The organism is uncultured Bradyrhizobium sp. (genome assembly GCF_947648125.1).
Taxonomy (GTDB): domain Bacteria; phylum Pseudomonadota; class Alphaproteobacteria; order Rhizobiales; family Xanthobacteraceae; genus Bradyrhizobium.
Window position 1 is genome coordinate 669,761 of sequence record NZ_CANSMR010000002.1, and the last position, 22,720, is coordinate 692,480.

17 protein-coding genes, 1 tRNA gene and 1 pseudogene are annotated in these 22,720 nt (G+C 64.9%); 8 read left to right on the plus strand and 11 right to left on the minus strand.

The window, feature by feature from the left end; genetic code table 11:
- The first annotated feature begins 100 nt into the window (after positions 1–100).
- From Q0030_RS06865 to Q0030_RS06875, 3 genes are read left to right on the plus strand one after another with little or no spacing between them, the layout of a single operon-like run.
- Positions 101–1,270 carry an efflux RND transporter periplasmic adaptor subunit gene (locus tag Q0030_RS06865; protein ID WP_298364440.1) on the plus strand — a complete coding sequence of 390 codons (1,170 nt, stop codon included), beginning with the start codon at positions 101–103 and terminating at the stop codon, positions 1,268–1,270.
- Positions 1,267–4,413 (plus strand): efflux RND transporter permease subunit, encoded by a 3,147-nt coding sequence (locus Q0030_RS06870; protein WP_298364444.1) that lies wholly within the window; start codon positions 1,267–1,269, stop codon positions 4,411–4,413. The genes Q0030_RS06865 and Q0030_RS06870 overlap by 4 nt, the downstream gene beginning before the upstream one ends.
- 58 nt (positions 4,414–4,471) lie before the next feature.
- Positions 4,472–5,017 (plus strand): invasion associated locus B family protein, encoded by a 546-nt coding sequence (locus Q0030_RS06875; RefSeq protein ID WP_298364446.1) that lies wholly within the window; start codon positions 4,472–4,474, stop codon positions 5,015–5,017.
- Between the two features lie 22 nt (positions 5,018–5,039).
- On the opposite strand, the gene Q0030_RS06880 is transcribed toward Q0030_RS06875, so the two are convergent.
- Positions 5,040–5,447: a GNAT family N-acetyltransferase gene (locus Q0030_RS06880; RefSeq protein ID WP_298364449.1), complete on the minus strand. Its 408-nt coding sequence runs from the start codon at positions 5,445–5,447 to the stop codon at positions 5,040–5,042.
- A gap of 262 nt (positions 5,448–5,709) precedes the next feature.
- On the opposite strand from Q0030_RS06880, the gene Q0030_RS06885 reads away from it, so the two are divergent.
- Positions 5,710–5,783, plus strand: a tRNA-Gln gene (locus tag Q0030_RS06885).
- A 183-nt stretch (positions 5,784–5,966) separates the two neighbouring features.
- On the opposite strand, the gene Q0030_RS06890 is transcribed toward Q0030_RS06885, so the two are convergent.
- A complete protein-coding gene (locus Q0030_RS06890; protein WP_298364452.1) occupies positions 5,967–8,459 on the minus strand; it encodes a penicillin-binding protein 1A in 2,493 nt (830 codons plus the stop codon).
- A gap of 460 nt (positions 8,460–8,919) precedes the next feature.
- Between Q0030_RS06890 and Q0030_RS06895 the strand changes: the two genes are divergently transcribed.
- The gene (locus Q0030_RS06895; RefSeq protein WP_298364454.1) at positions 8,920–9,348 is read left to right on the plus strand and encodes a hypothetical protein; all 429 of its coding nucleotides are present in this window, start codon (positions 8,920–8,922) and stop codon (positions 9,346–9,348) included.
- A 65-nt stretch (positions 9,349–9,413) separates the two neighbouring features.
- Here the strand turns inward: Q0030_RS06895 and ggt are convergent, their stop codons facing one another.
- Positions 9,414–11,150: a gamma-glutamyltransferase gene (ggt, locus tag Q0030_RS06900; RefSeq protein ID WP_298364455.1), complete on the minus strand. Its 1,737-nt coding sequence runs from the start codon at positions 11,148–11,150 to the stop codon at positions 9,414–9,416.
- A gap of 174 nt (positions 11,151–11,324) precedes the next feature.
- Between ggt and Q0030_RS06905 the strand changes: the two genes are divergently transcribed.
- Positions 11,325–11,486: a hypothetical protein gene (locus Q0030_RS06905; RefSeq protein ID WP_298364457.1), complete on the plus strand. Its 162-nt coding sequence runs from the start codon at positions 11,325–11,327 to the stop codon at positions 11,484–11,486.
- A gap of 226 nt (positions 11,487–11,712) precedes the next feature.
- On the opposite strand, the gene Q0030_RS06910 is transcribed toward Q0030_RS06905, so the two are convergent.
- The 8 genes and pseudogenes from Q0030_RS06910 to Q0030_RS06945 form a co-directional block, all read right to left on the minus strand.
- The gene (locus Q0030_RS06910; RefSeq protein WP_298364458.1) at positions 11,713–13,212 is read right to left on the minus strand and encodes an amino acid permease; all 1,500 of its coding nucleotides are present in this window, start codon (positions 13,210–13,212) and stop codon (positions 11,713–11,715) included.
- Between the two features lie 148 nt (positions 13,213–13,360).
- Positions 13,361–13,666 carry a BA14K family protein gene (locus Q0030_RS06915; RefSeq protein WP_298364460.1) on the minus strand — a complete coding sequence of 102 codons (306 nt, stop codon included), beginning with the start codon at positions 13,664–13,666 and terminating at the stop codon, positions 13,361–13,363.
- Between the two features lie 203 nt (positions 13,667–13,869).
- Positions 13,870–14,367, minus strand: a complete 498-nt coding sequence (locus tag Q0030_RS06920; protein WP_298364613.1) for a cytochrome c — start codon at positions 14,365–14,367, stop codon at positions 13,870–13,872.
- A 34-nt stretch (positions 14,368–14,401) separates the two neighbouring features.
- Entirely contained in the window at positions 14,402–15,679 is a 1,278-nt protein-coding gene (soxC, locus tag Q0030_RS06925; protein WP_298364462.1) for a sulfite dehydrogenase, read from the minus strand.
- A gap of 214 nt (positions 15,680–15,893) precedes the next feature.
- On the minus strand, positions 15,894–16,364 hold the full coding sequence (locus Q0030_RS06930) for a DUF1801 domain-containing protein (RefSeq protein WP_298364465.1): 471 nt from the start codon (positions 16,362–16,364) through the stop codon (positions 15,894–15,896).
- 238 nt (positions 16,365–16,602) lie between these two features.
- Positions 16,603–17,559, minus strand: coding sequence for a catechol 2,3-dioxygenase (locus Q0030_RS06935; protein ID WP_298364467.1), 957 nt, complete (start codon positions 17,557–17,559; stop codon positions 16,603–16,605).
- A 157-nt stretch (positions 17,560–17,716) separates the two neighbouring features.
- Positions 17,717–17,902: a hypothetical protein gene (locus Q0030_RS06940; RefSeq protein WP_212315109.1), complete on the minus strand. Its 186-nt coding sequence runs from the start codon at positions 17,900–17,902 to the stop codon at positions 17,717–17,719.
- A gap of 95 nt (positions 17,903–17,997) precedes the next feature.
- Positions 17,998–19,773: pseudogene (locus tag Q0030_RS06945) on the minus strand (EAL domain-containing protein); the annotation flags it as partial.
- 513 nt (positions 19,774–20,286) lie between these two features.
- Here Q0030_RS06945 and Q0030_RS06950 point away from each other — a divergent pair.
- Both Q0030_RS06950 and Q0030_RS06955 read left to right on the plus strand, forming a co-directional pair.
- Positions 20,287–22,038, plus strand: a complete 1,752-nt coding sequence (locus Q0030_RS06950; protein WP_298364473.1) for a DUF87 domain-containing protein — start codon at positions 20,287–20,289, stop codon at positions 22,036–22,038.
- Between the two features lie 98 nt (positions 22,039–22,136).
- Positions 22,137–22,715 carry a peroxidase-related enzyme gene (locus Q0030_RS06955; RefSeq protein WP_298364476.1) on the plus strand — a complete coding sequence of 193 codons (579 nt, stop codon included), beginning with the start codon at positions 22,137–22,139 and terminating at the stop codon, positions 22,713–22,715.
- The last annotated feature ends 5 nt before the right edge of the window (positions 22,716–22,720 follow it).

Here is a 22,720-nt window from a genome sequence, read left to right on the forward strand (position 1 = left end):
CCTTGGTGTGTTTACACATTAAGTGCACGCATATTATATCCGCAAGCTCTGTGAACCGTTTCGGTCACCCTTTATTGTTAAGTCGAGCCCAAGAGTCCGCATGTCAAAGTCACGCACCATCGGTTGGGTCTTAGTGATCGCTGCGGTTGGCGCGGCCGGTTATTTTGGCTGGCAGAAACACACGAACGACCTGCAGGCGGCTGAAGCCGCGCAGAAGCGGTCCGCCCAGCGCCCGGCCGTACCGGTCAAGATCGCGCCGGTCGAGAAGGCCGACTTCCCGGTCTACCTGACCGGCCTCGGCACGGTGCAGGCGTTCAACACGGTCCAGGTCCGCACCCGGGTCGACGGCCAGATCACCAGGATCGCGTTCAAGGAAGGCCAGTTCGTCAAGGCGGGTGACACGCTGGTCGAGATCGATCCGCGGCCCTATCAGGCTACGCTCGACCAGGCCAAGGCCAAGAAGGCCCAGGACGAGGCCAACATCGCCAACGCCAATCTCGACCTGCAGCGCTACACCAAGCTCGGCGAGTTCGCGACGCGCCAGCAACTCGACACCCAGCGCTCCACCGTGGCCCAGCTCACGGCCCAGATCGCAGCCGATGACGCCGCCATCTTCAACGCCCAGACCCAGGTCGATTACGCCACCGTGAAGTCCCCCATCGACGGCATCGTCGGACTGCGACTGGTCGATATCGGCAACATCGTCAACGCCTCGGCCCAGACCGGCATCGTGACGATCACCCAGATCGAGCCGATCACGGTGATCTTCACCGCACCGGAAGACCAGCTGCCCGATATCAAGGCGGCGCTGGCTGTGGCGCCGCCCAAGACCATTGCCCTGACCACCGACGGCAAGCGGGTGCTGTCCACCGGCGCGCTTGCGCTGATCAACAATCAGGTCGACACCACCAGCGGGACTGTCCGGCTGAAGGCGGTGTTTGATAACAAGGACCATGCGCTGTGGCCGGGCCAGTCGGTCTCGACCCGGCTTCTGGTCAGAACGTTGAAGGATGCCACCGTCGTCCCGGATGATGCGGTGCAGCATGGCACCGAAGGCCTGTACGCGTATTCAGTCAATCAGGAGAACAAGGCCGAGCTTCGCAAGCTCAAGGTCAGCCAGTCGATCGACGGCAAGTCGGTGATCGAGGATGGCCTGTCGCCGGGACAGCAGGTGATCACAGCGGGTCAGTACAAGGTCTCGCCGGGAACCCTGGTGACGACGACGGTGGCGAGCTCGAACCAGTCCCAGTCGAAGGTTACGCAGGAATGAGCGACGGAATTTCCGCACCATTCATTCGCTTCCCCATCGGCACCTCGCTGCTGATGGCCGGCATCCTGTTCGTCGGCCTCGTCGCCTACCCCCTGCTGCCGGTCGCGCCGCTGCCGCAAGTCGACTTCCCGACCATCCAGATCACCGCGACGCTGCCGGGCGGCAGCCCGGAGACCATGGCGAGTTCGGTCGCCCAGCCGCTGGAGCGCCAGTTCGCGCAGATCCCCGGCATCGCGCAGATGACCTCGACGAGCTATCTGGGCACGGCGTCGGTCACGATCCAGTTCGACCTCAACCGCTCGATCGACGGCGCCGCCAACGACGTGCAGGCCGCCATCAACGCCGCCAGCGGCCAGTTGCCGAAGAATCTCCCCTCGCCGCCGACCTATCGCAAGGTCAATCCGGCGGACGCGCCGATCATGCTGCTGTCGGCGACATCGGACACGCTGCCGCTGACCACGGTCAGCGATTCCGTCGACGCCCAGCTTGCCCAGCAGATCAGCCAGATTTCCGGCGTCGCGCAGGTCATCATCGGCGGCCAGCAGAAACCGTCGGTTCGCGTCCAGATCGACCCGGCCAAGCTGGTCGCGAAAGGCCTGTCGCTGGAAGACGTCCGCGCCGCGATCAACATCGCAACCGTCGACAGCCCGAAGGGCAATATCGACGGCGCCACCCGCGCCTACACCATCTATGCCAACGACCAGCTGCTTACGGCGGACCCGTGGAACGACGTCATCATCGCCTACCGCAATGGCGGACCGCTGCGCATCCGCGACATCGGCCAAGCCGTGACCGGACCTGAGGACGCCAAGCAGGCGGCCTGGGCCAACGGCAAGCGCGGCGTGTTCCTCGTCGTCTTCAAGCAGCCCGGCGCCAACGTCATCGACACCGTCGACAAGATCAAAGCGGCGCTGCCCCGGCTGGTCGCGGCAATTCCGCCGGCAGTCAAGATCGAGGTCATCAGCGACCGCACGACCACGATCCGCGCCGCGGTGGAGGACGTCCAGTTCACCCTGCTCCTGACCATCTTCCTGGTCGTGATGGTGATCTTCGCCTTCCTGCGCAGCTTCTGGGCTACCGTCATCCCGGCCGTGACCGTGCCGCTGGCGCTGCTGGGCGCCTGCGCGCTGATGTGGATCTTCGGCTACACGCTCGACAATCTGTCGCTGATGGCGCTGACGATCGCGGTCGGCTTCGTGGTCGACGACGCCATCGTGATGCTGGAGAACATCAGCCGCTACATCGAGGAAGGCGAGAGGCCAATGGCCGCCGCCTTCAAGGGTTCCAAGGAAATCGGCTTCACCATCGTCTCGATCAGCATCTCGCTGGTCGCGGTGCTGATCCCGCTGCTGCTGATGGGCGGCATCATCGGCCGCCTGTTCCGCGAATTCGCGGTCGTACTGGCGATGACCATCTTCGTCTCGATGTTCGTGTCGCTGACGCTGACGCCGATGATGGCCTCGCGCTTCCTGCGCGCCCACAATGAGGAACGGCACGGTCGTCTCTACAAGCTCAGCGAGCGCGGCTTCGACGCCATGCTGCGCGGCTATCAGAGCGGGCTCGACCTCGCGCTGCGCTGGAAGTTCACGACCCTGATGATCTTCTTCGCGACGCTGGCGCTGTCGGTCTACATGTTCGTCATCATCCCGAAGGGCTTCTTCCCCCAGCAGGACGTCGGCCTGATCACCGCGACCTCGGAGGCCAGCCAGGACATTTCGTTCGCTGAAATGAAAGGGAAGCAGGAGGAGCTCAGCAAGATCGTCATGCAGGATCCCGGCGTGGCGACGGTGGCAATGGCGATCGGCGGCAGCGGCCGGGCCGGCAACAACGGCAACATGTTCATCACGCTCAAGCCGCTGAACGAGCGCGATGCCAACGCGCAGCAGATCATCACCCGCCTGCGGCCGAAGCTGGAGAAGGTGCTCGGCGCCCGGCTGTTCATGCAGGCCGCGCAGGACGTCCGCCTCGGCGGCCGCCCGACCCGCACCCAGTTCGAATTCACGCTGCAGGACGCCAACCTCGCCGAGCTGAACGAATGGGCGCCGAAGATTCTCGGCAAGATGCAGACGCTGCCGCAGCTGCGCGACGTCGCCACCGACCAGCAGACCAACGGCACCACGGTCGAGCTGAAGATCAACCGCGACACCGCCTCGCGCTATGGCATTCAGCCGCAGCTGATCGACGACACGCTCTATGACGCGTTCGGCCAGCGCCAGGTGACGCAGTACTTCACCCAGCTCAACAGCTACCACGTCATCCTCGAGGTGCTGCCGGAGCTGCAGGGTTCGATCGACACGCTGAACAACATCTACATCAAGTCGCCGCTCACCGGCGAACAGGTGCCGCTGTCGACCTTTGCGAAGTGGACCACCGTTCCGGTGCGGCCGCTGTCGATCAGCCACCAGGGCCAGTTCCCGGCGATCACCATCTCGTTCAACCTCGCGCAGGGTGTCGCGCTCGGCCAGGCGACGGAGGCGGTGCAGAAGGCGATGATCGACCTTGGCGCGCCGCCGACCCTGAGCTCAAGCTTCCAGGGCACCGCGCAGGCGTTCCAGCAATCGCTGTCCACCGTGCCGCTGTTGATCCTGGCGGCGCTTGTGGTCGTCTACCTGATCCTCGGCATTCTCTACGAGAGCTACATCCACCCGATCACCATTCTGTCGACGCTGCCCTCGGCCGGCGTCGGCGCGCTGGCGATCCTGATGGCCGCCGGCTTCGACTTCTCGCTGATCGCGCTGATCGGCATCATCCTCCTGATCGGCATCGTGAAGAAGAACGGCATCATGATGGTCGACTTCGCGATCGCCGCCGAGCGCGATCAGCACATGGAGCCGGTGGCGGCGATCCGCCAGGCCGCCCTGCTCCGCTTCCGCCCGATCATGATGACGACGATGGCCGCGATGCTCGGCGGCGTGCCGCTGATGTTAGGGACCGGCACCGGCTCCGAAATCCGCCAGCCGCTCGGCTACGCGATGGTCGGCGGTCTGATCGTCAGCCAGGCGCTGACATTGTTCACGACGCCCGTGGTCTATCTCTATCTCGACAGGCTCTCCAACGCGTTTGCGAATTGGGGCCGCTCGCCGCGCGCCGACCACGATGCCGACGATGGCGAGGATGGGTCGGTCAAGCAGGCCGCCGAGTGACTTGACTTTTGCCCGCATACCGGCACACCCGAAAGATGTTCATTTCGGAGCCGGTATCGTGAAGATTGTCGCAAAGTCGCTCTTCGTCCTGTTCACCGTGTCCGGCATGGCCGGCCTTGGCCACGCCCAGGTCCCCAAGGGCAAGAATGCGCCGGCAGCGGCGCCCGCTCCGCAAGGCGATGCCGCATCCCCCAACAATACCGGCTGGGTCGCGCGCTGCACCAGCGCGAGCCGCGACGCGCCGCTCGAATGCGCGATGGAGCAGACCGCTGTTCTCACCAAGACCGGCCAGCTGATCGTGCTGGTCAATATCCGCGTTCCCGGCGATACCCGCGCGCCGGTTGCGCTGATCCAGCTTCCGCTCGGGCTGAACCTGCCCGTCGGCGCCAAGCTGCAGGTCGACGACGGCAAGGCCGTCGATGTGCCGATCCAGACCTGCGAGGCGCGCGGTTGCTACATCAATGCGCCGATCGCGGCCGACGTCCTGGCCCAGCTGAAATCGGGCAAGCAGCTCAAGGTGTCGTTCCAGAATCTCGGCAAGGAGACCATCAGCATCCCGATGCCGCTCGCAGACTTCGCGACGGTGTACGACAAGATCAAGTAGGCCGGCGCAGGCAGCCCTAGCGCTATCGCTCGCGCTTATAGAGAAACGCGTTGTCCGGCTGTGGCATGCCGATGGTCTTGTAGAACCCGATCGAGTCGGGCGCCGACAGCAACAGGCACATCGATTCAGGTCCGGCGTGGCGCCGCGTTTCCGCGATCAGGCGCTTGCCGATGCCGTGCCCCTGAAACGCCCGATCGACCGCAAGGTCCGACAAATAGCAGCAATAGGCGAAATCGGTCAGCGCGCGCGAGACGCCGACGAGCCGGTGCGCCTTGCGTGCCGTCACGATCAGGTTCGCATTGGCGATCATCCGCGCCATCCGATCGGTATCCGCCAGCGGCCGCCGCTCGCCGAGACCCGACTGGCGCAGCACCTCGATGAACTCGTCGACGCCGATCGACGGCTCGCGGGCATAAAGAATTTCGTCCATCACCTTAAACCTCTGTCGCAACAAGCCGTACTACAGGCGCGAGACCATGATTGATCACGCCGGGCTAATCCACCCTCGATGCTGTGATGGCACGCCATCGTCGGCACCACGATTTTCGCGCTGATCCCGCCATCAATGCTTGCCAAGCCCGGGACCAAGCGGGTAGAAGGTCGCACTCGCGCGGACGCCGATTTGGCAGGCGAACCCGCTGCACCGAGATGTCCAGACATCCAGCTAAGCTGTTGATATCTTGGATGGTTCTTGGGGAATGGTGTAACGGTAGCACAACAGACTCTGACTCTGTTTGTCTTGGTTCGAATCCAGGTTCCCCAGCCAATTCGCTCTTGTGGCGCGTCCACCCCATGAATCCCGGCGAGATCATCCCGGCCGGTGCCCCTCAGGCAGCATCGGCTGCACTTAGGCCGGATGGAGGTGTGCCCACAAACGCAAACCGCCGCGTTGCCACGGCGGTACCAGAGGCTGAACGACTTCAGTTCGCGGATACCTTGGCGGCGGGCGTCAGTACAACCCACCCGTCCCTGACCGCATGACGGCACGATCCGCGTCCGGCGGGATTGCCTGCTGGGTCCCGTCGATCACATCGGTGCCGGCGACCAGCGTCGGATCGTAGAATGGCGGCGCCTGGCCCGGCTTGAAGGCCTCGAGCACCACGCCCCGGTTCTGACCGGACGAGGCGCGCAGGCCGGTCTTGGCATCGACCAGCACCAGCCGGATGCCGACCGGCTGCTTGAACGGGGTGGCGGGCTTGTCGGCCAACGCGAGCTTGAGGAAGTCGCGCGCGATCGGCGCCGCGGTGTGGCCGGCCTGCGCGTTGCGGCCGAGCGAGCGCGGCTTGTCGTAGCCGACATAGAGACCGACCACGAGGTCGGGCGAGAAGCCGACGAACCAGAGGTCCTTGGCCTCGTTCGAGGTGCCGGTCTTGCCGGCGAGCGGCTTGCCGACGTCCTTCAGCGCGGTGCCGGTACCGGCCTGAATCACGCCCTCCATCAGCGAGGTGATCTGGTAGGCCGTCATCGCGTCGAGCACCCGCTCGCGGCGGTCGACGAGCTGCGGCTCGGGCTGGTTCTTCCAGCCCTCCGGCGCGTCGCAGCCGCGGCATTCGCGCTGGTCGTGCCTGAAGATGGTGTGGCCGTAGCGGTCCTGGATGCGGTCGATCAGGGTCGGCTTCACGCGGACGCCGCCATTGGCGATCATCGAATAGGCCGTGGCCATCCGCATCACCGTGGTCTCGCCGGCGCCGAGCGCATAGGCGAGATAGTTCGGCAATTCGTCATAGACGCCGAAGCGCTTGGCATACTCGCCGATCACAGGCATGCCGATTTCCTGCGCCAGCCGCACGGTTACGGTGTTGAGCGACAGGCGGAGCGCGTTGCGCAGCGTAACCTGGCCCTGATACTTGCCGGTGGAGAAGTTTTCCGGCCGCCAGATGTTGCCCTGCCCCTGGTCGATTTCGATCGGGCCGTCGATCATCACCGTCGATCCGGTGTAGCCATTGTCGAGCGCCGTCGAATAGACGATCGGCTTGAAGGTCGAACCAGGCTGCCGATAGGCCTGCGTCGCGCGATTGAACTGGCTCTGGTCGAACGAGAAGCCGCCGACCATCGCGAGCACGCGGCCGGTGTGCGGATCCATCGCCACCATCGCGCCCGACAATTCGGGAATCTGGCGCAGCCGGTACTGGCCTTCGACGGCCTTGCCGTCCTTGAACAGCGGATCGGCGTAGATCACGTCGCCAGGCTGCAGCACCTGCGCCACCGATGTCGGCGTCTTGCCCCTGTACGGGCCCGACAACGCCCGCGCCCACCGCACGCCTTCCAGCGTGACGATGCCGGTCTCGCGCTGCTTGCTGATGGCGCCGCCGAGTTCGCGGCCGGGCTGGAAGCCGATCCGCGCCGACTGGTCGTTGCTCTCCAGCACAACCGCCATCCGCCACGGCGAGATGTCCGAGAGCGACTTGATTTCGGCGAGCGGCACGCCCCAGTCGCTGGTGAGGTCGAGCTTCTGGATCGCGCCGCGATAGCCCTGCTGCTCGTCATAGTTCACGAGCCCCGCCACCATGGCCTTGCGCGCCATCACCTGGACCTTGGGGTCGAGCGTGGTGCGCACCGACAGGCCGCCCTCATAGAGCTTCTTCTCGCCGTAGCGCTCGAAGATGTCGCGGCGGACTTCCTCGGAGAAATATTCGCCGGCGAAGGTGTGCGCGCCATTGCTGCGGTTGGTGACGGTCAGCGGATCCTTGCGCGCCTTGTCGGCGTCGGCAGCGGTGATCCAGCCGTTCTCCTGCAGGCGGTCGATCACATAGTTGCGCCGCTCGATGGCGCGCGCACGGTTGCGCACCGGATGCAGGCTGGCCGGCATTTTCGGCAACGCCGCGAGATAGGCCGCTTCCGAGATCGTCAGTTCATTGACGGACTTGTCGAAATAGACCAGCGAGGCCGCCGCGATGCCGTAGGCACCGAGGCCGAGGTAGATTTCGTTGAGATAGAGCTCAAGGATCTTGTCCTTGGAATAGGCCCGCTCGATTCGCATCGCCAGCAGGGCTTCCTTGATCTTGCGGGTGAACGACACCTCGTTGGTCAACAGGAAGTTCTTGGCGACCTGCTGGGTGATCGTGGAAGCACCCTGCGGACGGCGGTTGGAACCGAAGTTCTGGATGTAGGAGACGCCCGCGCGCGCCATGCCGGTATAGTCGATGCCGCCGTGCTCGTAGAAATTCTTGTCCTCGGCTGCGAGGAAGGCGTTGATCACGAGCTTCGGCACCGCCTGGATCGGCAGATAGAGCCGGCGCTCCTTGGCGAATTCGCCCAGCAGCGATCCGTCAGCTGCGTGCACGCGGGTCATCACCGGCGGCTCGTAGTTCTGGAGCTGCGAATAGTCGGGCAGGTCCTTGGAAAAATGCCAGAACAGCCCTGCGACCGCGGCGAGACCAGCCAGGAACAGGATGGTTCCTGCGGTGAACAGGAACCCGAAGAACCGCAACAGAAATTTCATCGACCAGATTTTCCGTGGCGAATACGTCGCTCGTTCTGAGTGCGCTGCGTGCCACTTAGGCCGCCCGGTATATCGGTCGCACCATGGACCTGCAATTCAACACAGGAGAATTAAAGCGCGCCAGGCGTCAAACTTATGCCATAGAGCCCGGCTCGCGCGCGCGGCCAAATCAGCCCTCCCCGACTTTGGGACGCTCTGGAAGATTGCATCGACCTCCAGCCCTCCGCTGGCCGGCGCGCCCGGCAGAGGGCACGCCGGCCTCCAATCGCCGCGCTTGCGCGGCGAGCCGGTTGCGAAACAAAAGCGCAGGCCGGACCGAGCGCTTTCACTACCCGGCTGCCGTTCCAAGCGCCGTGCCGTCAGAAACCGGTGGACAGTGCCGCCGGGCCGACGGGATTAATGGTCTATCATAACTACCGCAAGTTGTTGTCATACTCGCGACTCGCGAGGGCTGGTTTGCATGGCACTGCGCGGATTCAGACGGCCTTTTGCGGCCGACCCGAATGTCCTCGGATTTCCGAGACCTCCCACATCGGCGATGGGCACCGAAGCCTTGGACCTCGTCTATCAGGCGGCGGACCTGTTCCGCAGCATGGAGGACCGAGCCCGCGCTGGCGAGGCGCGCGCCGAGGCCGCCGAACAGGCGCAGCTCGAAATCATCGCCGCCACCGAGCGCAAGCTGAGGGACGCGTCCCGGGCACTCGAAGAAGCCCGACGGCGCATCGAGTCCCAGCAGGAGCAGCTCGATGCCGCCGAATTCCGGGCCCAGGCCGCCGAAGCCGAGGCGCGTGAAGCCAGGCAATCGCTGGCCCTGGTCGAGGATGCGATCCGCCGGCGCCTGCTGCTGACGAGCGGGCACGACGACGGCAGGTCGACGGCCGTCGCCTGACGCGAGATCGATCGCGCAGGCGCTAGGCCCGCGCACGGCGCTACCACGCCATCGCACAACGCCGATCAATAGCCGCCAGCGAGCCCCGAATTGCGGCGCGGATCGTTCGCCCCATAGAAGCGGTTGTTGCCGACCGGCTTGCCGTCCAACGACGGCGCCCCGATGATGATGACCGCGAGGTGATTGGCCGGCTGCGGCGGCCCGAACTTTTGGCCCATGCCCTCCAAAATCTTCCGCGTGTCCGGCGATAGCGTGAAGTCCTCGAGGTTAGTCGCCTCTGGAAGCCATTGCTGGTGGAAGCGCGGCATGTCCACGGCCTCCTGTGCGTCCATGCCGTAATCGATGGCGTTGATCATCGTCAGCAGCACGGCCGTGATGATGCGGCTGCCGCCCGGTGTCCCCACCACCATGACCGGCTTGCCGTCCCTGGTCACGATGGTCGGGCTCATCGAGGACAGGGGACGCTTGCCGGGGACGATGGAATTGGCCTCCCCCTGCACCAGGCCGTAGAGGTTCGGCACGCCGACCTTGGCGGTGAAGTCGTCCATCTCGTCGTTCAGCAGCACGCCGGTCTTGGCCGCTGTCACCTTGGCGCCGAACCAGTCGTTGAGCGTGTAGGTGACCGACACCGCGTTGCCGTCCTTGTCGGCGATCGAATAGTGCGTGGTGTTACTGCCCTCGTGCGGCGGAACGCCCGGCTTGATGTCCTTGGACACGCCGGCCTTGGCCGGGTCGATCACGGCGCGGATTTTCGCGGCGTAATTCTTGTCGAGCAACCGCTCGAGCGGATTCTTCACGAAGTCGGGGTCGCCGAGATAGCTGTTGCGATCGACATAGGCGTGGCGCATCGCCTCGATCTGGTAGTGCACCGCCTGCGCGGAATGGTAGCCGAGCTCCTTCAGCGGATAACCCTCGAGGATGTTGAGGATCTCGCAGACCAACACGCCACCCGAGCTTGGCGGCGGCGCCGAAACCACGTGGTAGCCGCGATAGTCGCATTCGACCGGTGCGAGCTCGCGAACCCGGTAGTTGTCGAGATCCTCCTGCGTGAGCAGGCCCCTGCCGGCCTGGCTCGAGGCGACGATCGCCGCCCCCACCCAGCCCTTGTAGAAGCCGTCGGTGCCGCGCTTGCTGATCTCGCGCAGTGTTTCGGCGAGCTCGTGCTGGGTCAGCCGCTCGCCGACCTGGAACGGCTTGCCGTTGTTGAGGAAGATCGCGCCCGAGGCCGGATCGTCCTGAAAATCCTTGGTCGAGGTCTCCAGCATGCTGACGTCGCCCTGGTCCAGCACGAAGCCGTCCTCGGCGAGTTGCAGCGCCGGCGCGATGACGTCGGCGCGTTTCATCGTGCCGTATTTCTCGCGCGCATATTCCATGCCGGCCACCGAGCCCGGCACGCCGACGGCGAGATGCCCCTTGGTCGACAGGCCGGCGATGACGTTGCCGTCCTTGTCGAGATACATGTTGGCGGTGGCGCCCTTCGGCGCGGTCTCGCGGAAATCCAGGAAGGTCTTGCGGCCGTCGGCAAGCTGAATGGTCATGAACCCACCGCCACCGAGATTGCCGGCGGCGGGATAGGCGACCGCGAGCGCGTAACCGACCGCAACCGCCGCGTCGATCGCGTTGCCGCCCCGCTTCAACACCTCGATGCCGACCTGCGTCGCAAGATGCTGCGCGGATACCACCATGCCGTTCTCGGCGGCGACCGGCGCAACCGACGCGGCGTGGCCAGGAGCTGACGCCGCGACGCCGATCGCGACAATAGCCGCGACCATCCATCGCGCGCCCGTTCGTGGATTTCGCATTGGAGTTCCCCCCGATTTACGCCGTCTGGGTGCGGCGTATGTTGCTTCTATCGGAGCGAGCAAGTGTAGCAGGCCGCGTGCCCGCGCACTATAGGGTCGGCACGGTTGCCGCGCGCGGCATCACCCCCGCCCTGCTTCCCGTCAGCCCGACGCGCGCGCGACGGCGCGGCCGGCGTGCGCGGTCCCGAATGCGCTAGGCGATGCCACGACGATGACGGCATCCTGATCCGCGCCGCCGCCGATACATTGATGATCTCACCGCCCCTGATCATCACCGAAGACCAGATCGAGGCGATCTTCGCAGCGATCCGCCGCGCGTTGCTCGCGATCGAGTGACGGCCGCGGACGTCTGACCTTCAATGTCACAACAAATTCGGTGTCGTCCCTGCGAAAGCAGGAACCCATAACCACAAACGTTGATTGGTTTGCTGCGCTGGAATGACGAATCCCATCGACAACGCCCGCCGCGGAGTATGGGTCCCTGCTTTCGCAGGGACGACGGTCTCTTGGCGGAGACGGGCTCGCAACATAGCGAACAAGAAGCATCCTCGCCGCGCTTGATCTACACCGCATCCCTCGCCCGCAGCCGGCTGTGGCGTCGGCCATAGGCGACATAGATCACGAGCCCGATCACGAGCCACACCGCGAGCCTGATCCAGGTGTCGAGCGGCAGGCCGAACATCAGGAACAGCGAGGTTCCTGCGGCAGCCGGCGCCACCAGCCAGATCGCCGGCGCCCTGAACGGGCGCGGCAGATCCGGATCGCGCAGACGCAGCACCAGCGTTCCGATCGAGACCACCGTGAATGCGAACAGCGTGCCGATCGAGACGAGTTCTCCGACCAGCCCGATCGGCAGCAGCCCGCCGAGAATTGCAGCGACGCTGCCGGCGAAGATGGTCGAGACATAGGGCGTCTGGAACCGCGGATGGATCTTGGCGGCGATACCCGGCAGCAGCCCGTCATGCGCCATGGCGCGGAAGATCCGCGGCTGCGCGAGCAGCATGATGAGGATCACCGACGTCAGCCCGAACAGGATGCCAAGCTTGATGAAGGGGCCGAGCCAGCCGATGCCGACGGCATCGATGCCGACGGCGATCGGATCAGGCACGCTGAGCTTGTCGTACGGCACGATGCCGGTCAGCACGAAGCCGACCGCAACATAGAGCGCGGCGCAGATCACCAGCGAGCCGAGAATGCCAATCGGCATGTCGCGCTCCGGCGTCTTCGCCTCCTGCGCCGCGGTCGAGATCGCGTCGAAGCCGATATAGGCAAAGAACACCACGGCCGCGCCGCGGACCACGCCGGACCAGCCGAATATGCCGGGACCGGCATTCGGCGGGATCAGCGCGCCCTCCGGATTGCTCGCCGTCACCCAGTTCGCCAGCGATACCGACGAAGCCGCGGTGGCGAGAAACAATGCGATGACGACGAGCTTCACCACGACGACGAAGCCGGTGAAGCGCGCAGACTCGCGAATGCCGACCACGAGCAGCGCGGTGACGAAAGCGATGATCGCCATCGCCGGAATGTTGATCACCGCGCCGGTCGACGACCACGCACCGATGTTGGCGTCGTAGGCGAGCGGCGCCGAGGTGAATTGCTGCGGCAGGTTGACGCCGAAATCGCGCATCAGGCTGACGAAATACCCGGACCATCCGACCGAGACCGCGATCGCGCCGACCGCGTATTCGAGGATCAGGTCCCAGCCGATGATCCAGGCGATCAGTTCGCCAAGCGTGGCATAGGCGTACGTGTAGGCGCTGCCGCAGATCGGCACGGTCGACGCCATCTCGGCGTAGCACAGGCCGGCGAAGGCGCAGGCGACGGCGCCAAGCATGAAGGAGAGCGTGACGGCGGGTCCGGCATTGGCGGCGGCTGCATGGCCCGTCAGCACGAAGATGCCGGCGCCGATGATGCCGCCGATGCCGAGCGTGACGAGTTGCAACGCCGAAAGCGAGCGCTTGAAGATCGGCGTCTCCGCGTCGCCGTCGGCGCGCGCCGCTTCCCGCAACAGCTCCGCGGTCGACTTTCGGTCCCAGAAACCGGCCAAGGTGTCTGTCACGCCAGCTGCCCTCCGCCGCTCGGGCCCGGCGGGACCCGACACGATCAGCGGACTATAACGCGCCGGGCGTCCAGGCGTTCGGGCACCGGGCGACAGCCCGCGCGCTTATCCACCGCCAAGAACGACGGCCAAGCGCGGATACGGGGCCCTATTGGCAGGGATGGCGGCGGCCGTCGCGGCCAAGGAAGGTGCCGGACGCAGGATCGAACGAACGATAGCGCGCGCAAGAGGACGATGGCGCCGCCGGCATGGCGCCAAAGGCATTCGCCGGGTTGCCGCCGCGTTGCGCCGCCTGCTGGGCCTCACCCCATGGCGTCAGGGCGCCGCCGTTGATCGCGCTCCGCCCCGGATTCTGCGCGTCGAAAAGTGCCGGCTCCGACATCTGGGCCGCGACTGGCGTGAACGTCATTCCCACGAGCAGCACAGCGGCTGCGACGGCCTTGAGTCCGGCCATAGGACCTCTCCGATGCATCAATTGAAATTCGCCCAAGAATTCGCCGAAGAAACTGCGCACGGGCGGCAGCGCCGTCCCTGTGCGTGGATCCGATGTGGTGACGGCCGAACTCCCGATGCAGGGGCCATCAGGTCACAATGCCGCGAGGCAGCCGCAGTCGCCGCACGACGACCGCGACGCGCGACGGCCGCCCCGCCCGCGCTTCACCGATTATGCACGTCGGGCCGCGGGTCGGAGACGAACCCGTCGCGGTTCGGCATCTTGACGGCGGCGAGCGACTTCGCGTCGAGCACCGCGTTGGCGGGGACGACGCCGTTGAGGCTGAGGATGTAGGCGGACACCGCGTAGACGTCCTCATTGCTCAGCGACTGCGGCGCGTTCTGCGGCATCGCGCGGCGGATGTAGTCGAACAAGGTCGGAGCATAGGGCCAATAGCTGCCGACGGTACGGATCGGCTTAGGGCTCGCCAGCGTGCCCTGCCCGCCGACCAAGCGGTCGCCGACGCCGCCCTGCCCGCTGTCGCCATGGCACGCCACGCATTGCTCGCTGAACACGATGCGGCCGCGTTCGACGTTGCCGCTGCCCGGCGGCAGGTTGGAGCCGTCACGGCCGATATCGATGTTCCAGCCGGCGATCTCCGCAGGCGTCGCGACGCGGCCGATGCCGTAGCGCTCCTCGGCATGAACAGCTGCGCCGAGCATCGCGATCGCGCCGGCCAGCAGTGCGGGTTTGAGCTTACGCCTGGGCATTGGTCACCTCGCCATTCGCATCGATGCGCCAGGGCCAGATCGCGTTGTTATGGTAGAAGGAGTTGAGACCGCGCACCGCCACCAATTCCGCCAACGTCGGCTGCACGTAGCCAGTTTCGTCGATGGCGCGGCTCTGGATCACGGCGGGAGTGCCGTCCCAGTGCCAGGGCAAGCGGAAGCGCGTGAGCGCGCGCGTCAGCACCGGCTCCTGAAGCTCCGCCTGCTGCCAGCTCTTGCCCTCGTCGAGCGAGATCTCGACGCTCTTGATCTTGCCGTGGCCGCTCCAGGCTATCCCGGTGATCTCGTGAAAGCCGTGCGTGGTCAGCTTCTGCCCGCCGGACGGCCGCGTGATGATCGACTTGGCCTCCATGTAGAAGGTGAATTCGCGCGACGTACCGTCCGGCATCGGGTCGGTGTATTTCGAGGTCTCCTCGCGCGAATAGGCCGGCTCGGCGACCACCTTGAGCCGGCGCAGCCATTTCACGTTCATGTTGCCCTCGAAGCCCGGCAGCAACAGGCGCAGCGGATAGCCCTGCTGCGGACGCAGCCGCTCGCCGTTCTGGCTGTAGACCAGCATGGCGTCGTCGAGGCACTTCTCGATCGGGATCGAGCGCGTCAACGCGGCGGCATCGGCGCCTTCGGCGACGATCCATTTGGCGCCCGCCTGCAGGCCGGCTTCGTCCAGCACAGTCTTCAGCGGCACGCCGGTCCATTCCGCGCAGCTCAGCAGGCCGACGAGGTCAGAAGCCGTCTTGCCGTAGGGCTTGGTGTAGACTGGATTGCCGGAGCACTCGAGGAAGTGAATGCGCGACTGCGACGGAAAGCGGCGGATGTCCTCCATCGTGAACACCAGCGGGCGATCGACCATGCCGTGCAACATCAGCCGATGCTCGGCCGGATCGATGGTCGGCACGCCGCCATGGTGCCGTTCGTAGAACAGGCCGTTCGGCGTGATGATGCCGTCGAGCTCCTGCAACGGCGTGCGGCCCGACGCGGAGATGTATTGCGGCAGCGTCTTCGAGATGTTCTTGACGACGCCCTTCTCGTGAACCGATGGCGTGCCATAGGGCTGGCTTCCCATCGGGTCGCCGGGCGCTTTCATCCATTCCGGCACGTTGGGCGGAAGATTATTCCCCTGTTCGGCAAGCGCGGTAGAACCGGCAACTCCAGATATCGCGGAGCCACCGGCCAGTGCTGCGCCCGCCTGAAGGAATCGCCTGCGAGACGCCTCTCGCACGCGCTTGTCCGTCGTGTGTTCGCTCATCGACGTTTTCCTCTGACGTTGCGAGGTGCAGCCTAGCACCAAACGGCCGAGGCGAGGCAATGATCCAGCGCGCAGAGCTGCGTCGCCTGTTGCGCGCGACTCGCGCGCGGGCAGCAAGCGCTGCGCGAGGCCCCTCTCGCATCTTCGACAGCCGAGCCCATCGCCCTGGCGGAGATCGACGCCGATCACCGCCCGCGCGCGCTTCCATGGTTGTTTACATCTGCTCGCCGGGTAATGCGCTGGCCTGCTTCACCCAGCCGACGAACTGGATTTCGTCGAGCTGATCGTTCTCACGAATGTTGAGGTAACGTGTATGCTGCTGCTTGGACTCCCCCGGCGGGACAGGGCGCAGCGATGCACCGCGAAAGAAGGCAACCTTGACGTAGTTTGTGAACGTATGGATGCCGAGAAACCAGCCTTGGCCTTCAATGCCATAAAGCGGTGAGTTCCACTTCACCGCCTTTTGCACTTCGGGGATGGTGCGCACGATCAGCGCGTCGAGGTTGCGCCCGAGGTCGCGTTTCCAGCCCGGCATCGCCGCGATATAGGCCTGCACCGGGGCATCCCCATAACCCTTCGCAATCTGTGGATTGCCGCCCGCGAGGAGACGCGGCTGGGCGGCGCCCCGCTTGGCCGTGACCTTCTTTGCGATCTTCGTCGGCGTCTTGGATGTGTTGCCGGCCATTGTGCCTACTCTCCATACGTTCGCGGATGATCCGCTCCGCAGCGCGAGCGGTGCAGGCAAGGAGCGGTCTGTGCAGGACAGCAAGATCAGCGCCCGCAAATGTTCGCAGCCCTTGCGGCCGCAACGCACGCCAGGCAAACGATATCATATCGATCACGCTCCGACGCTGTGGTTGTCGGCTGCGCTTGGTCACGGCGGCGGATCGACGCGCGTGATCTTGCGCCCTACAACCCGGCGCCTAGCCGGTCACCGGCGGGGTGCCATGGGTGTGGAACGATTCGATCGTCTTCAACCCCCAGGCCTGGCCCTTCTTGCGCTCCTCCTCGGTCCACACGATCGGCTTCCAGTCCGGCGCGAGGATCAGGCGGGCTCCGGCGTTGGCGACCTCGACGCGATTGCCGCCGGGTTCATAGACATACAGGAAGAAGGTCTGCTGGATCGCGTGCTTGTGCGGCCCGGTCTCGATATGCACGCCGTTTTCGAGGAAGATATCCGCGGCGCGCAAGATCTCCTCGCGGCTGTCCAGCGCGTAGGTCACGTGATGGAAACGTCCCATCTTGCCGTAATGATCGCGCGTATAGGCGAAGTCGTAGCTCTTGTTCGACATCGTCATCCACATCGCCGCTTCCGTGCCGTCGTTGAGCACGATCTGCTCGGTGGTGCGGCATCCCAGGTAATTCTCGAAGAACAGGCGATTGGCCTTGATGTCGACCGCAAGGCAATTGAGATGGTCGAGCCGGCGGACGTTGACGCCGCGCGCCGGAAAGCGCTGCGCCTGGTTCTTCAACGCGGGCTTCAGCTCGGCCGGCGCCTCGTACCATTCGGTCTCGTAATAGAGCTCGATGACATGGCCATCGGGATCGCGGCAGCGGAATGCCGGTCCCTGCCCCATGTCACCTTCGATCCAGCCGATGTCGAAGCCCGAGCCTTTCAGCGCGGCGACGCGGCGTTCGAGCGCCTGTGGACTGCGCGCCCGCAGCGCCATGTGCTCCATGCCTGATGTCTTCGACGCGGTGAGCTTCAGCGAGTAACGCTCGTAATCGTCCCAGCCGCGCAGATAGACCGACTCGCCCTGGCGGCCACTGACGGTCATGCCCATGACATCGACGAAGAACTTCAGGCTCTCGTCCGGCTTCGGCGTCAGCAGCTCCATGTGCCCGAGATGAGCGAGATCGAAGATCGGTTCCGGCTGCATGGACGGTCTCCTTCCGCGACGCCGCCCGATCGACGGCTTTCCGCCCTGGCGAGCGAGCTTCGGTGCGCCGATTTGTACTAGTGTACAAAGGATTAGGTCTCGTCAACAAAATGTTGCCCCCGGAAACTGCGGCACCCGTTGAGGCCAACGTCCGTGCCTAGCCCTTCGACACCATCACCGGTGCCGGTCCGTGCGGCCGGGACAGGGTCGCCGACACGGTCAGCGCAACGGCAAGCGCGCATACCATGCAGAGCTTCATCCGCGCGGTGCGGCGATCGGTCATCGGCAGGAAGAAGAAGAACGCGATTGCCAGAACGAGAAGCGCATTCACGAGAATGTACATGGCGGAGCCCTCCTGTTGCGTATCAACAAGATGGCCGGCGCTCGCGCGCCATTCCGTGGCTGAAATCACATATTGAAAGCGGCAGAGGCCGGCGGTCAGGCGACCGAGACGGCCTTCTCGCGATGCGACGACAAAAGCTTGCGGATTTCGACATCCGGCACGGGCCGGCTGAACAGATAGCCCTGCATCTCGGTACAGCCGAGAATACGAAGCAGACTACGCTGCTGCTCCGTCTCGACGCCCTCCGCGGTCGTCGTCATGTCGCTCGCGGCGGCAATGTTCACGACGGCCTGAACGATCGTGGACGACGCGCCGGTCCCGGTGAGATCCTTGATGAAGGCGCGATCGATCTTGATCTTGTCAAAGGGGAAGCGCTGCAGATAGCTCAGCGAGGAATAGCCGGTGCCGAAATCGTCGAGCGCGATCCGGACACCGAGCTCGCGCAGCTGATGCAGGATATCGAGCGCAGCATCGTCGTCGCGGATCAACACCGCCTCAGTGATCTCGAGCTCGAGCCGCGAAGGCGCGAGCCCCGACGCTGCGAGCGCGGCGGCGATGTTGAGCGCCAGCGTCTGGCTCTTGAACTGAATCGGCGACACGTTGACCGCGACGTTGATGTGATCCGGCCAGTTCACCGCTTCCCGGCACGCGGTGTTGAGCACCCAGTGCCCGAGATCGTTGATCAGGCCGGTATCCTCGGCGACCGGGATAAAATCTGCCGGCGAGATGGTGCCGCGTTCGGGATGCCGCCAGCGCACCAGTGCCTCGCAGCAGCTCACCCTGCCGTCCTCGAGATGGAGCAGCGGCTGATAATGCAGCTCGAAGCTGCTGTCGGCGATGGCCTGGCGCAATTCCAGTTCGAGGCTGCGCCGCGCCTTGGCCCGCGCATCCATGCCGGTTTCGAAGAACCGGTAGGTCCGGCGGCCATCGCTCTTCGCACCATAGAGCGCGAGGTCGGCGTTGCGCAGCAATTGATCGAGGTCGAGGCCATCGGTGGGCGCGACCGCGATGCCGATGCTGGCGTCGGTCGTGATCAGGTGGCCGCTGCAATCGATCGGCTGGCGGATGGTCTGATAGATCGCAGCCAGCAGCTGCATGGTCTCGGTCTGGTCGCGGACCGCAGTCTGGATCACGGCAAACTCGTCGCCGCCGAGCCGCGCCGCGACATCGGTCTCCCCGACGCAGGAGCGCAGGCGTCCGGCGATTGCCCTCAGCAGTTCGTCGCCGATCTGATGGCCGAGCGCGTCGTTGACGCTCTTGAACTCATCGATGTCGATATACATGACCGCGAGCTGCTCGTCCGGCCGGATCGCGTTCAACGCCTGCTCGAGGCGCTGGCGGAACAGCAGGCGGTTGGGCAGATCGGTCAGCGCATCATAGTGCGCCATATGCGCGATCTTGTTCTCGGTGCGCGTCCGCTCGGTGACGTCCTCGATGGTCGCCACCCATCCGCCCTCCGGCAGCGGCTTGTTGACGATCTCGATCGCCCGCCCGCCCGGCGCGTCGGTCAGCTGACGCGTCGCCTTGCCGAGCTTCACATTGCGGATGATGGCATCGCAGAACGCGTCGACGTCGCCATCGAACGAGCCGGTCTCCTGTCGGTGCGCGATCAGCCGCTGCATGGTGCAGCCGGGCTTCGCGACATCGGGCGAGAGCCCGAACATCTCGATGTAGGGACGGTTGCAGATGATGATGCGCGCCGACGCATCGTAAAGCACGAGCCCCTGCGGAATGTTGTCCACTGCGGTCATGAGATTGCAACGTTCCGTGGCGAGCCGCGCGTCGGAGATTTCATGCCGCTTCAGCAACAGGAAGACGATCACGGCCATGATCGCAAAGGCCGCCATCAGCAGGCCTTCGCGCTCGCTCCACTGCGCGGTCACACTTCCGAACAGGCTGCCGACCAGCAGGCCGGCACAGAACGCCAGCCCCTTGGTCGAGCCGGCGTCGGCATTTCCTGACGATGAATTGCGGTGTTCGATGCGCACGCTGATCTCTCCCGGGCGCGGCATCGTTACGCAGCACTGATGGAAAGGTCGTTACAACTCGCAGTTAGCAATCGGTTACACGATACCTGGAGACAGAACGTAACACATCGCGCCGAGACTCCCGTAAACCTACGGAGCCGCCGATGCCTCCGCGGAAATGGTGAATCCCGCCTTAACGGAAAGACCACGAAACAAGCCCGGCTGTGCCGGAAAGCGACGATTTCGCCGCCGATGCACGCGACGATGCGCAATCTCGCGGCACGATAGAAACAAATCGTCACCGGGAAGGTGTAGATTTAGCCGATGTGCAACCCCGGCGATTTAACGGTTTTTCCAAACCCGGGCGCGCATATTGGTCCGGACATTTAGATTTTGCCAACGAGCCAGGCTGGAACTGTGACATCCTTCGGACGTGTGATCTCTGTACGCGGCTCGCAGGCCCGGGTTGGGCTGCTGGTTGGCGGCCAGATGCAGCTTTCAGAAATGCGCGCGACGGTCGGCCGGTTCGTCAGTATCCGCTGCGCGAGCTCGGTCATCGTCGCCATGATCACCGAAGTGACGTGCGAGAACCTGCCGCCGTCCGACGAATACATGGCGACCGCCTCGGTCGACCTGCTCGGCGAAATCCTCGGCGGCGACCGCCCGAAATTCCAGCGCGGTGTCACGCACTATCCGACCATCGGCGACAGCACCGATCTGATCACGAACCAGGAGCTGCGCACGGTCTATGCGCCGAGCGGCTCGGACCAGATCAATGTCGGCACGCTGCAGCAGGATCGTTCGGTGATCGCCTATGTCGACGTCGAGGAAATGCTGTCCAAGCACTTCGCGGTGCTCGGCTCGACCGGCGTCGGCAAATCCACCGGCGTGTCGCTGCTGCTGAACGAGATCCTGAAGTCGCGGCCGAACTTGCGCATCTTCCTGCTCGACGTGCACAACGAATACGGCCGCTGCTTCGGCGAGCGCGCACAGGTGCTCAACCCGAGAAACCTGAAGCTGCCGTTCTGGCTGTTCAACTTTGAAGAGGTCGTTGACGTGCTGTTCGGCGGCCGGCCCGGCGTGCCCGAAGAGCTCGACATCCTCGCCGAAGTGATTCCGATGGCGAAGGGCATCTACACCCAGTACCAGAACTCGGACCGGGTCGGCCTCGGACTGAAGCGCGTCGACCCCAAGCAGGTCGGCTACACCGTCGATACGCCGGTGCCCTATCGCCTGGTCGACCTGATCTCGCTGATCGACGAGCGCATGGGCAAGCTGGAGAACCGCTCCTCACGCATCATCTATCACAAGCTGATCTCGCGCATCGACGCGGTGCGCAACGATCCGCGCTACGCCTTCATGTTCGACAACGCCAATGTCGGCGGCGACACCATGGCCGAGGTGATCAGCCATCTGTTCCGCCTGCCCGCCAACGGCAAGCCGATGACCATCATGCAGCTCGCGGGTTTCCCCGTCGAGGTGGTGGATTCCGTGGTGTCGGTGCTGTGCCGCATGGCGTTCGATTTCGGGCTGTGGAGCGACGGCGTCTCGCCGATGCTGTTCGTCTGCGAGGAAGCGCACCGCTACGCCTCCGCCGACCGCAATATCGGCTTCGGACCGACCCGCAAGGCGGTGTCGCGCATCGCCAAGGAAGGCCGCAAATACGGTGTCTATCTCGGCCTGATCACTCAGCGTCCGGCCGAGCTCGACGCGACCATCATCTCCCAGTGCAACACGCTGTTCACGATGCGGCTTGCCAACGACCGCGACCAGGCGCTGCTGCGCTCCGCGGTGTCGGATGCCGCTGCCAACCTGCTGTCGTTCGTGCCCTCGCTCGGCACCCGCGAAGTGCTGGCGTTCGGCGAAGGCGTGGCGCTGCCGACCCGGCTGCGCTTCAAGGAGGTGCCGCCGCACCAGTTGCCGCGCGGCGAGGCCACCATCGCAACGGTGCCGTCGGTCACCGCCGGCCATGACATGCATTTCGTCAGCGCCGTGCTGGAGCGCTGGCGCGGCGCCACCTCGCATCGCGATTCGCCGAGCGGTGACGCCAACTTCAACGCTCCGACGCAGGCGCCGCGTACCATGGCGCCCGCCGAAGCGCCGATGCTGCAGCCGTCAATGGGCCTCGATCCGGACCGCTTCTCGCTCCTGAAGAAGCCACTGCGCTGACGTCATTATGGCAGGGCGCCGATGCGCCTTGCGCCCAAGCCGTCATCCACTATGGTTTCGCGTGACGCCGCGTCCCCGCGGCACGCCGGAACCATCTCATGACGCAGCCGACCGCAAAACGCTTCCCGACGCCCGCTCTCGACAAGCTCCCCGAGGACATCCGCACCCGCATCCTGGCGGTGCAAGAGAAGTCCGGCTTCGTGCCGAACGTATTCCTTACGCTGGCCTACCGCCCCGACGAGTTTCGCGCGTTCTTTGCCTATCACGACGCACTGATGGAAAAGGACTCCGGTCTCTCCAAGGCCGAGCGCGAGATGATCGTGGTGGCGACCAGCGCCGCCAACCAGTGCCAGTATTGCGTGATCGCCCATGGCGCGATTCTGCGCATCCGCGCCAAGAGCCCTGAGATCGCCGACCAGATCGCGATCAACTACCGCAAGGCCGACATCACGCCGCGGCAGCGCGCGATGCTCGATTTCGCCATGAAGGTCAGCCGCGCGGCCGAGGAGGTCTCGGAGGCGGACTTTACGGCGCTCGCGACCCACGGCTTCAGCGACGACGACGCCTGGGATATCGCCGCGGTCGCGGCCTTCTTCGCGCTTTCGAACCGGCTTGCGAACGTCACCGGCATGCGGCCGAACCCTGAGTTCTACATGCTCGGCCGCCAGCCGAAATAGAGGAC